We start from the raw sequence: 9988 nt of genomic DNA, 5'->3' as shown, positions 1-9988 counted from the left end.
TCAGGCTGTAGAGATCGTCCTATTCGCCCCAATTGAACAGTCTTAATCCCCTATATCTCGGGGCTATCTTTCAGGCGCCACCGGGAAGGTGGCCTCGGTGGTGGCCAAGATGTCTTAATCCCCTATATCTCGGGGCTATCTTTCAGGCTCATCCCCACCAGTGCGATAAAGGACATCAAGCGGTCTTAATCCCCTATATCTCGGGGCTATCTTTCAGGCGACCGCCCAAGATAGGCAAAGAGGAGCGGCTCGGTCTTAATCCCCTATATCTCGGGGCTATCTTTCAGGCACGCGACCGCCAATGATGTTTGGAATCACGGAAACGTCTTAATCCCCTATATCTCGGGGCTATCTTTCAGGCCCGATCGGATGGGCGGAGGTGCGGCGATGAGCCCGCGTCTTAATCCCCTATATCTCGGGGCTATCTTTCAGGCCTGAACTGTGGGGATACCATGAAAGTCGAGTTCAAAGTCTTAATCCCCTATATCTCGGGGCTATCTTTCAGGCAGTTCTGTTCGAGTAGATTTTTATCTTCCTGGTAATGTCTTAATCCCCTATATCTCGGGGCTATCTTTCAGGCATCATGAAGGCCAAATTTACCACTGACGAGGGTCTTAATCCCCTATATCTCGGGGCTATCTTTCAGGCGAGCACGCCAGCAACAAAAATTTCCATCGACGGCGTCTTAATCCCCTATATCTCGGGGCTATCTTTCAGGCCTAACCGGATCAGACGAGGCCAAGCGCTACCAGTCGTCTTAATCCCCTATATCTCGGGGCTATCTTTCAGGCAAGCCTACGCCGAAGCGGTGGCTGAGGCGGTGGCTGTCTTAATCCCCTATATCTCGGGGCTATCTTTCAGGCTCTACGACCACCTGCAAGACCTGATCGAGCTGCCGCCGTCTTAATCCCCTATATCTCGGGGCTATCTTTCAGGCATAAGCGTGTTCGGAAAGCTGGCTGGAATCTGCAAGTCTTAATCCCCTATATCTCGGGGCTATCTTTCAGGCGTCCCCGCGCGTGAAGGTTATATTTTTTACGCTTTGTCTTAATCCCCTATATCTCGGGGCTATCTTTCAGGCTGCATCCTAAAACTAATTTTTAAAAAACAATGACTTAATGAAGCGGTTCGCAATTTTTTCGACCATGCGCATGCTGAGGGTCTGGGCTGGTCTGGGATGTAGGTCTAGTGTGCATTATGGACACTGGATGTGAGGTGTGTCAATCCGTGCAGTACCTGCGAATGGATGATCTACTGGCAAGCAGGACGAGCCGCCAGGGCAATGACAGAGGCGATCGGTCAAGGTGCATGAGCCGTGTCTTCGACGATCAGTCGGTCGAGGATTTCGTCGGTGAGGACGGCGGGACCGTCGGTGAATTGTCGTCCGAGGCCCCAGATTCGAGTGTCTTTCCCCAGGGGGTAGCAGCGTACGTCGTCGACGCGTTCGTCGAGATAGGGACGAAGTCCGGCGAGAGTGCGTTCAATCGTTTCGCGGGTCCCTTTGAGGAGGAAGGCGCTGTATTGCAGAGGTAGGCCGTGTTTGCTGACATAGCGGTGTACGCGCTGCAGGCGCCGGGGGTCGCGGATGTCATAGCACAGGATCCAGCGCGTGGGTTTGTCTGGCAGAGGATCCTTGGGCCGTGTGGGGAAACGCAGGTGGCGTTTGGGCTTGCGGCTCATGTCCAGTTCTCCCGTATGAAGTGTTCGAAGGCGTAGAGGAGGCGCACGGTTTCGTTTTGCCAGCGAGTGCGTTCGGCGTGATAGGCGGCCAGTGCCCAGCGTTGTGGAGGGTGTTGCAGCGGTTTGTGGGCGAGATGGAAGACGGCATGGGCGTGTAGGGCGACGATTTCTCCCAGTTCTTCGAGCAGGTGCATCCAGGTTTCGGCCCGCCAGGCGGAGCCTTGGGTACCGAGCCAGCGCGAGCCGTCGGCCATGAATTCGGTGAGGACGATTTCGCGCAGGGCGGCGATCCATTCGTGCCCGGGTTGGCCGTGTTTGCGGCGATGGGATGCTTCCAGGGCGATGTCGGGCGCGCGGCGCAGGGCGGCATCGGGCAGCAGGCCGCAGGCGAGCGCGACGCGCGAGAGGGCGCCGAGGCGGTGGTTCTCATACCAGGCGCCGTAGCGTTCGGGCCAGTCTGGGTCGTCGAGGGCGAAGGAGAGGAGCGTGGCGATTTGAAGTGGGTTGGTGGCAAGCGGGAAGAAGAAAGCGCGGCGTTTTTGGCGCCCGTCGACGAACGTGATGGCGATGCCGCGGCGGGCACAGGCGTCGAGGGCGGCGCCGGAGAAGGTGACGTGCGGGTTGGCAGTGATGCTGCGCACGTGGCGCAGGGGTACGGCGTGACGGGTGTTCCCATCGTAGGCGCGGAGGACGAGGCGCTCGGTGCCGTCGAGTTCGACGGTGACTTCGTCGTTGGGCAAGATGAGGAGCGGACGGCCGAAGGCGTCGAGCGCGTCGGGGGCGGGATGTGGGGTGTCGTTCATGAGGATTCCCAGTCGTCGAGGAGATCGAAAGCGGGACTGCGTTGGGCGAACTCACGGGCGAGGTGTTGGGCGTAACGATCGAGCAGCCGTTGCCAGCGTCGGCTGCGCCATTCCCATTCACGCCAGAAAACGCTGCGGCCGGCTTTGCCGAGCAGGCAGGCGCCGCTGCCTTCGACGCCGAAGTGCTCGGGGCGTAGGAGCTCACGACGGAAGAGTTGCCAGATCCATTCGTCGATCTGACCGCGCAGGGGTTCGACGAGGTCGCAGGCAAGAGCCGCGCGGCCGTGGACGGGGGCGTGCAGGGCGCCGAGGCCGGGGTCGAGCCCGGCGCTCCAGCAGGCGTTGACGGCCAAGCCGTAGAGCAGGGTGTAGCCGAGCGAGAGGGCGGCGTTCACGGGATCGCGCGGTGGGCGCCGGTTGCGCGCCGTGGGGCGGATGCGCGGAGGGAAAGCCTGGAAGAATGCGGGGAAGTAGGCCGCGGCGGCGGCGCCTTCGCAGCCGCGCAGGGTGTCGAGGGGCAGGGCGGGGTCGTCGTGTAGGCGACGTTCGATCGCTTGCAGTGTTTGGCTGGCATCCCAGATGGGTTTGCGCAGGTCGGGTCGGGCAGAGCCGATGACCATCAAGGTGCGGCGCTGACGGCGAATCTTGGCATGCACGAAAGCGCGCGCGAGGGTGGCGGCAGCATCAGGTTCGGCGAGGGTGAGGATTTGTCCCCAACGGCGACGGGCATCGTTGTGCGGGGCGCCGACCCAGTGGGCGAGCCGTCGTCCGGCGCGGCCGTCGAGGATGAGGACGGGGACTTCGTGGCCCACGAGGTTCGCCAGGGTGCTGCTGTCGAAATAGCAGCGGGCGCGCATGACGACCCGTTCGAGGAATTTGATGGGGATGCGCCGTTCGAGTCGGCCCGTGGCGTCGCGCAGCTCGAGGACTTCGCCCGAGGCTTCGAGAATCGTGCCGCTGCGGTCGAGGTAGAGGGTGGTCATGGACGTAGGCTCATGTGATGAGGAAGTAGTCACCGTGGTCGATCGGCGTGGCGCTGCCCAGGCGCAGGGATTCGGTGCCGGCATGAAGCAAGATGAAAACGACGCGGTCGGTCTCGGGGTCGATGAGGCGACGCAAGGCTTCGCGCGTCTGCTGTAATTCCTGGGTGGTGAGCCAGCATTCGTAGAAGGATTTCTGGCCACCAAGCGCATGGCAGCGTACGAGCTTGAGCGCTTTGACCAACCGCGCCGGATCGCTGATGTCGTAGCCGATGAGGAAGAGGTGCCATCCGTTCATGCGCTCAGTATGGCGCGGAGACGCGAGGGCGGCGGCGATGGCAAGCTTGTCGGGAGGGCCATTGGCTCGAGATTCCACCTATATAATCGGGCGCGAACGAACCGAATTTCGATGGAATGGATGCACATGAGGATCCTTCACACCGCCGACTGGCATCTCGGCCGCGTCTATCACGGTGTCTCGCTCCTGGAAGATCAGGCGTACGTGCTCGATCAGTTGGTCGGGCTCGTGCGTTCGGAGCGCCCGGACGTGGTGTTGATCGCCGGCGACGTCTACGACCGCTCGATCCCGCCGGCCGAGGCCGTTCGCTTGCTCGACGAGACGCTGACCCGGATCGTGGTGGGGGAGCACACGCCGGTCATCCTCATCGCCGGCAACCACGACAGCCCCGATCGGCTCGGCTTTGGCGCGCGCCTGCTGGCCGACGCCGGGCTTACGATCCGGGGGCTCGCGGCTGCCGACGCATCTCCCGTGGTGCTGCGAGACCGCCATGGGGAGGTCGCATTCCATCCGCTGCCCTATGCCGAGCCTTCCGTGGTGCGCCAGTCTCTGCAGGACGAGTCGATCGCGGATCATCACGCGGCGATGAGGGCCCAGGTCGAACGCATTCGACAGCTCCACGATCCGAGCCGCCGTTCGGTGCTCATCGCTCATGCGTTCGTCCAGGGTGGAACGGAGAGTGAATCGGAACGCCCTCTGTCGGTCGGAGGGACGGGTGCCGTCGGGGCGGAACTCTTCGAGGGATTCCACTTCGTGGCGCTCGGTCACCTGCATCGCCCTCAGAGCTTGGCTGGCGGTCGTATCGACTATGCCGGTTCGCCCTTGAAATATTCCTTTGCTGAGGCTGGTCACGACAAGAGCGTTTCCCTGGTCGAGCTCGACGCTCAGGGCCGGGTACGCATCGAACGCCTGCCGCTCACCCCGCGGCGGGACTTGCGCCTCCTCACGGGCACCCTCGATGAGATCCTGGCTGCCGCTGCGACCGATTCCGCCCGGGACGATTACGTCCTTGCCCGGCTCATGGATACGGGGGCGATCCTCGATGCGATGGGGAAACTGCGCACGGTCTATCCCAATGCGCTCGCCATCGAACGTCCGCGATTTACGGGAGCGGGGGCGGGGCTCGAAGCAGGCACCGATCACCGCAAAGTCGGGCTGGACGAACTCTTCGAGGCTTTCTACCGTGAGATGGCGGGCCGCGCACTCAATGAGGACGCCAAGTGCCTGCTGCACGCCGAGATGACTGCCCTATCCCAACAGGAACGCGAGGTGGCTCCATGAGACCGCTACGTCTGGTCTTGACTGCCTTTGGCCCCTTCGCCCGGCGCGAGGAGATCGACTTCACGCGCTTGCCGCCGGATGCGCTCTTCCTGATCCACGGCCCCACGGGGGCAGGCAAGACCTCGATCCTCGACGGCATCTGCTACGCCCTCTATGGCGAAACCTCCGGCAGTGAGCGCAGCGCCAAGGAGATGCGTAGCCACCATGCCGCGGACGACACGCTCACCGAAGTCGAATTCGAGTTCGCACTGGGGCGCAAGCGCTATCGCGTCAGGCGCTCGCCCGAGCAGGAACGCGCCGCCCTGCGGGGCAAGAAGGAGCAGCGGGTGAAGATTCCGGCACGGGCCGAACTCCAGGTGTGGGACGACGAGGGTTGGATGCCCGTCGTCAGCAAGACCACGGAGGTCACGGATCACATCGAGGCGATTCTCGGTTTCAAAGCCGACCAGTTCCGCCAAGTCATTTTGCTGCCGCAAGGGCAGTTCCGCAAACTCTTGACGGCCGACTCCAAGGAGCGGGAGCAGATTCTGGAGACGCTCTTCGCCACCGAAACCTGCAAGCGCTTGCAGGAACGGCTCAAAGCGGCGGCGAACGCCCTGGAGCGGCAGGCCGAAGAAGCCAAGGCCCGGAAAAAGACGCTGCTCGAACAGGCCGGGGTGGAGTCGGAAGAAGCGCTCGGTGCCCGGATCGAGGAAGCGACGGCACGGCGCTCGCTCCTGGCGGAGGAGGAACGACGTCGCCGCACCGAAGAGGCGAACGCCACCGCCGCGCTCGCGGCCGCTGAGGCTCTGGCGCGGCAATTCGAGGAACGAGATGGCGCTCGCGCCGCCCTGGACAAGCTGAGCGCAGCTGCCGCCGCGATCGCAACCCGACGCCGTGAGCTGGATGCCGCCTCGCGGGCCCAGTTCGTCTGTGCGGCCCATGCGAACTTCGAGGAAGCTGCTGCGCAACGGCAACGGCTCGCCCAGCAGTTGGCGCAGGCCGAGCGCGAGGTCGAAGCTGCTGTCCGCCAGCTCGCAGCGGCCGAATCTCGGCTGCAGGAAGAGCGCGCTCGAGCGCCCGACCGGGAACAGGCCATTCGCGAGCTCGAGCGGCTCGAAGGCTTGCGCGAGGCCGTGCGCACGCTCGACGAGGCGCGGCGGGAAGCGGAGAAGCACGCCCGTTCGGCCGAAGCGGCTGCGACCGAACTCGCACGCCTGCAAGGAGAAGCCAACGCCCTCACCGAAAAACGTGCCCGGCTGCAGCGGGAGATCGAAGACTACGCCCCGCTGGCTAACCGGGTCGAAGCGATGCGGCGCGATCTCGCCCAGCAGGAGCAGTTGCTCCAGTTGCTGCGCAAGCTCGCGCAGGCCAAAGCCGCCCTGTCCGCTCACCGTGCCGAAGAAGCCAAGTACCGCCAAGCCTTGGAGGCCGCGCAGACGGAGCGGCTCGCCGTCCTGGCGCGCAAGGAGGACTTGGAATCGCGCTGGCGCAGTGGCCAAGCCGCCGTACTTGCCCGGCACTTGAGCGAAGGTGCCCCGTGTCCCGTCTGCGGCAGCCTGCAGCATCCTGCCCCGGCGATGGCGGGCGAGGCCGTGCCGAGCGAGGAAGAACTGAATGCGGCCGCCAAGGCCCTGCAGCAGGCCGAAGCCGCCTTGGAATCCGCTCGTGCCGAGCATCAGGCCGTTCTGAATCGGATCGTGGGGGCCGAATCCGCCGTCTCGACCCTGGAATCGAGCCTGCCGCCCGATCCCCCCAGTCTCGAGCAGGTCAATGCACGCCTGGCTGACCTCGAACGTGACCTGGTGAAAGCGCTCGAAGCGGCCAAACGGCTCGATGCAGCCAAGGCCGAGTTCCAAAGCTGCGAGGAGCGTCTCGCCGCGCTTGGTCCCGCGCTGGAACAGGCGCGCAGCCGCACCGAGACCCTCAGGATCCAAGCCGCGACGGCTGCGGCCCAAGTCCGCGAACGCTCCGACCGGGTCCCGGAACCTCTGCGCGACCTCCGCACGCTCGAGCAGGCGATCGACGCTGCCCGCAAGCAAGTGGACACGCTCGCCGACCGGCTCAAAGCGGCCGAGGAGGCGTACCAGCAGGCAAGCGCCGCGCATGCGGCCGCGTGCTCGAAGCGGGAGACGCTCGCCGAAGCGCTCGCCGTCGCCTCGTCGCGCTTCGATCAGTCTTACGCAGCCTTCCTGCGCGCCCTGCAGGAACAAGGATTCGCGGATGAAGCCGCATTCCGCGAGGCCATGCGTTCGCCCGAAGACATTGCCGCTTTGCGCGCCGAGATCCAGTCCTACGACGAATCCGTGGCGGCGGCCAAGGAACGCCTGCAGCGCGCCGAACATCAGGTCGACGGCAAGACGCCACCGAATCTCGCCGCGCTCAAGGCCGCCCAGGAAGAGGCCCGGCGCGCCGTCGAGGACCTCGTCGCCCAGCAGAAGGGACTCGAAGAACGTATCGGGCAGGATCGCAAGACGCGTGAAGTGCTCGCGGCCATCGGACAGGAGCTGAGCGAGATCGAGTCGCGCTATGAAGTGATGGGGCACCTCGCTGGCATCGCCAACGGCGACAATGGCAAGAAGCTCACTTTCCAGCGATTCGTGCTTGCGGCACTGCTCGACGACGTGCTGCGTCAAGCCTCCCTGCGCTTGCGCACCATGAGCCGTGGCCGCTACAGCCTGCAGCGGCGCGAGGACGTGGCCGATGCGCGCAGGGCTTCCGGCCTCGATCTCGAAGTCTTCGACGAATACACCGGTCGAACCCGACCCGCCAGCACGCTCTCGGGCGGCGAGAGTTTCATGGCCGCCCTCTCGCTCGCGCTGGGGCTGTCGGACGTGGTGCAAGCCTACGCGGGCGGCATCCAGCTCGACACTCTCTTCATCGACGAAGGCTTCGGCAGTCTCGACCCCGAGTCGCTCGACATGGCCATGAAAGCCTTGGGCGAGCTGCGGCAGAAGGGACGAATGATCGGCATCATCTCCCACGTCGACGAGCTCAAACGCCAGATCGACGTCGGCATCGAGGTGATCCGGGGGAGAAGCGGCAGCCATGTCCAGGTCGGAGCGGTGGGGTGATCGCGGCAGGACTCGGTCCTAACGATTTGCGAAAAGGCTCGCCTGACCGCGGAAGAGATTGACGGCTCGATGGCTAGCGAGCGAGATTGCTTACCGTACCCGAAGACGAAGGGATCGGGCAGGAAAAGATTTGCGCAGTAATTGCTTGATTTCATTGGTGGTTTGGTGGAATCCTGCAACAAATCTATGTAACTCAAATTCTTAGAACATCTGCGAACTCCTACGTGTCAGAGTCCAGTCCTATCTGCCCACAATCCTACCCGTTGAGTCTGGTCGAGGTCATCATTCAGGCACATCGGGCAGGTCGCCAGTTCGATTTCCATTTTCGTGATCCCCTGCGAAATCACGGAACTGAGCATCGAAGAATCCCTGGCGGTCTGATCAATCACATGAAACAGGTTCCATTTTGGTCCATCATGGGCTAGAATAGCGCATTAGTCGGAGGTTCGCTATGGCCGTCAACGTCAAACTGTCCGAAAGCTTGGTCGAAAGTGCCAAGCGCTACGGCACCATCGAGCACCGCTCGGTCCCCAAACAAATCGAATACTGGTCACAGATCGGCAAGATCGCCGCTGAAAACCCCGATCTGCCCTTCAGCGTCATCCGTGACATCCTGATCGCGGACCAGGAAGAGCCGGTGGGTGAGTATCGATTCGGCTGATGCGTATCCTTGTCACCCCGACTTTCGAGCGCACCGTCAAAAGACTGCACAAGCAGCAGAAAGCCGCGCTCGACGAGGCGGTACGTACCATTGCCCGGCAACCCGAAGCGGGTGAAGCCAAAGTCGGCGACCTTGCAGGCGTGAGGGTCTACAAGTTCCGCATGGGCGGCTTGCTCTGCCTCCTGGCCTACCGGGTCCTCGACGAAAATACGCTCAAGCTGCTGATGGTGGGGCCGCACGAAAACTTCTATCGCGACCTCAAGCGGCTGGACGGATGACAGACAATTGGCTAGCGCCTTCTATCTGCGCAGATCTGCTCCAGGCAAGCGTTTTCACCGTGCCTCCCTTCGGTTCAGTCCGATTCCGCTTGGTATGGCACGATCGGCAAACTGTGATGTACACCGCATTGCTCGCAATCTCGCCAAGATGCAAATCCTACAGCGCATCGCTGAGGAAGAAGAAGCCGAACAGCCCGGCAAGCCGTTCAAGTGGCGCACATCTCATGGTCTGCTATCTCGCGGAGAGCCTGTTTGCAGAGAGACGATTGGGCGGAGCTTCGCCGCGCCGTGCTCGCCGATCCTGCTCTTGGAGAGAAAGTCGATCGCGTCTGCCGTGCGTATATTTCCGATCCCTACTCGCAGCGCCATCGTTTCTGGATGAACTATGTCCGAGCGCACCGCGCGTCCTGAACGGGAGCAGGGCTGCCCCGACGGAATCGAGACCTGCGTGGTGCACCGTCTCGTCCGCCAGGGGACGCCCGAGCCGAGCGAAGAAGAATCGCTTCGTCTCGTCGCCGTGCGTATCCTCGAACGCAACGCCCTGCGCGACTACTTCGACTTTGCCACGCTTGCCGTGCGCGCGCTGCAGCCGTTCGATCGGCTCTATCCGCTGAAGAACGGCGAGTCCGCACTCCAGCAATTGCTCGTCCAACTCGCCCACGCTATACCCTACGATGCGCCGGAAAACGATGCGTACTGGCAGAACGTCAAGGCCGCCTGCGCACGCATGGCAGTCGTGCTCTTTGACCGGGTATGCGACACCTACTCAGCGTTCCGCGCGTGTTCGCGGGGTCTGGGGGAAGCGGATAAGAAAAAACCCCAACCGAGCGTAGTTGGGTTGTGCAACCTTTTTTCTGTAAATTTCCGTGGTGTTGGTCATGACGCCGGGGTTACGGGTTGAGGTTGAGATAGACCTTGCCGGTCATCCACTCGTCGTCGAGTTCGGCGAGCAGC

Annotated in this window: 9 protein-coding genes and 1 CRISPR repeat array (1 of these 10 cut by a window edge); of the genes, 5 read left to right on the top strand and 4 right to left on the bottom strand. The window is 62.8% G+C overall.

All coding sequences use genetic code 11. The annotated features are described in order from the left end of the window. Positions 1-1081: a CRISPR direct-repeat array (repeat unit 37 nt; unit sequence GTCTTAATCCCCTATATCTCGGGGCTATCTTTCAGGC) (it extends 1826 nt beyond the left edge of the window). A gap of 218 nt (positions 1082-1299) precedes the next feature. Genes cas2 through EPD81_RS06725 form a run of 4 tightly spaced genes read right to left on the bottom strand, consistent with a single transcriptional unit; the run spans position 1300 to position 3761 of the window. Beyond that, complete coding sequence (gene cas2 / locus EPD81_RS06740) at positions 1300-1680, bottom strand: CRISPR-associated endonuclease Cas2 (RefSeq protein WP_142804695.1); 381 nt, start codon at positions 1678-1680, stop codon at positions 1300-1302. Next, complete coding sequence (locus EPD81_RS06735; protein WP_142804694.1) at positions 1677-2483, bottom strand: CRISPR-associated endonuclease Cas1; 807 nt, start codon at positions 2481-2483, stop codon at positions 1677-1679. Before EPD81_RS06735 ends, cas2 begins: the two co-directional genes overlap by 4 nt. Then, entirely contained in the window at positions 2480-3466 is a 987-nt protein-coding gene (gene cas1 / locus EPD81_RS06730; RefSeq protein ID WP_185955382.1) for a CRISPR-associated endonuclease Cas1, read from the bottom strand. Before cas1 ends, EPD81_RS06735 begins: the two co-directional genes overlap by 4 nt. Positions 3467-3476: 10 nt before the next feature. Then, a complete protein-coding gene (locus tag EPD81_RS06725; RefSeq protein WP_142804692.1) occupies positions 3477-3761 on the bottom strand; it encodes a CRISPR-associated endonuclease Cas2 in 285 nt (94 codons plus the stop codon). 126 nt (positions 3762-3887) lie between these two features. On the opposite strand from EPD81_RS06725, the gene EPD81_RS06720 reads away from it, so the two are divergent. The 5 genes from EPD81_RS06720 (at position 3888) to EPD81_RS06700 (ending at position 9935) form a co-directional block, all read left to right on the top strand. Continuing rightward, positions 3888-5042, top strand: coding sequence for an exonuclease SbcCD subunit D (locus EPD81_RS06720; protein ID WP_142804691.1), 1155 nt, complete (start codon positions 3888-3890; stop codon positions 5040-5042). Beyond that, entirely contained in the window at positions 5039-8095 is a 3057-nt protein-coding gene (locus tag EPD81_RS06715) for an AAA family ATPase (protein WP_142804690.1), read from the top strand. The genes EPD81_RS06720 and EPD81_RS06715 overlap by 4 nt, the downstream gene beginning before the upstream one ends. A 451-nt stretch (positions 8096-8546) precedes the next feature. Further along, positions 8547-8756: a hypothetical protein gene (locus EPD81_RS06710; protein ID WP_142804689.1), complete on the top strand. Its 210-nt coding sequence runs from the start codon at positions 8547-8549 to the stop codon at positions 8754-8756. Further along, on the top strand, positions 8756-9034 hold the full coding sequence (locus EPD81_RS06705) for a type II toxin-antitoxin system RelE/ParE family toxin (protein ID WP_142804688.1): 279 nt from the start codon (positions 8756-8758) through the stop codon (positions 9032-9034). Before EPD81_RS06710 ends, EPD81_RS06705 begins: the two co-directional genes overlap by 1 nt. Positions 9035-9419: 385 nt before the next feature. Continuing rightward, positions 9420-9935 (top strand): hypothetical protein, encoded by a 516-nt coding sequence (locus tag EPD81_RS06700; protein ID WP_142804687.1) that lies wholly within the window; start codon positions 9420-9422, stop codon positions 9933-9935. Positions 9936-9988 lie beyond the last annotated feature (53 nt).

Source organism: Tepidiphilus sp. J10 (genome assembly GCF_006980785.1).
GTDB lineage: Bacteria > Pseudomonadota > Gammaproteobacteria > Burkholderiales > Rhodocyclaceae > Tepidiphilus > Tepidiphilus olei.
The sequence above is the reverse complement of the archived record's forward strand: the minus strand, read 5'-3'. Positions and strand labels throughout refer to the sequence as shown.

Bases quoted from the DNA above. Each gene is read 5' to 3' on its own strand.
- cas2 (WP_142804695.1), bottom strand. From the start codon at position 1,680: ATGAGCCGCAAGCCCAAACGCCACCTGCGTTTCCCCACACGGCCCAAG.
- EPD81_RS06735 (WP_142804694.1), bottom strand. From the start codon at position 2,483: ATGAACGACACCCCACATCCCGCCCCCGACGCGCTCGACGCCTTCGGC.
- cas1 (WP_185955382.1), bottom strand. From the start codon at position 3,466: ATGACCACCCTCTACCTCGACCGCAGCGGCACGATTCTCGAAGCCTCG.
- EPD81_RS06725 (WP_142804692.1), bottom strand. From the start codon at position 3,761: ATGAACGGATGGCACCTCTTCCTCATCGGCTACGACATCAGCGATCCG.
- EPD81_RS06720 (WP_142804691.1), top strand. From the start codon at position 3,888: ATGAGGATCCTTCACACCGCCGACTGGCATCTCGGCCGCGTCTATCAC.
- EPD81_RS06715 (WP_142804690.1), top strand. From the start codon at position 5,039: ATGAGACCGCTACGTCTGGTCTTGACTGCCTTTGGCCCCTTCGCCCGG.
- EPD81_RS06710 (WP_142804689.1), top strand. From the start codon at position 8,547: ATGGCCGTCAACGTCAAACTGTCCGAAAGCTTGGTCGAAAGTGCCAAG.
- EPD81_RS06705 (WP_142804688.1), top strand. From the start codon at position 8,756: ATGCGTATCCTTGTCACCCCGACTTTCGAGCGCACCGTCAAAAGACTG.
- EPD81_RS06700 (WP_142804687.1), top strand. From the start codon at position 9,420: ATGTCCGAGCGCACCGCGCGTCCTGAACGGGAGCAGGGCTGCCCCGAC.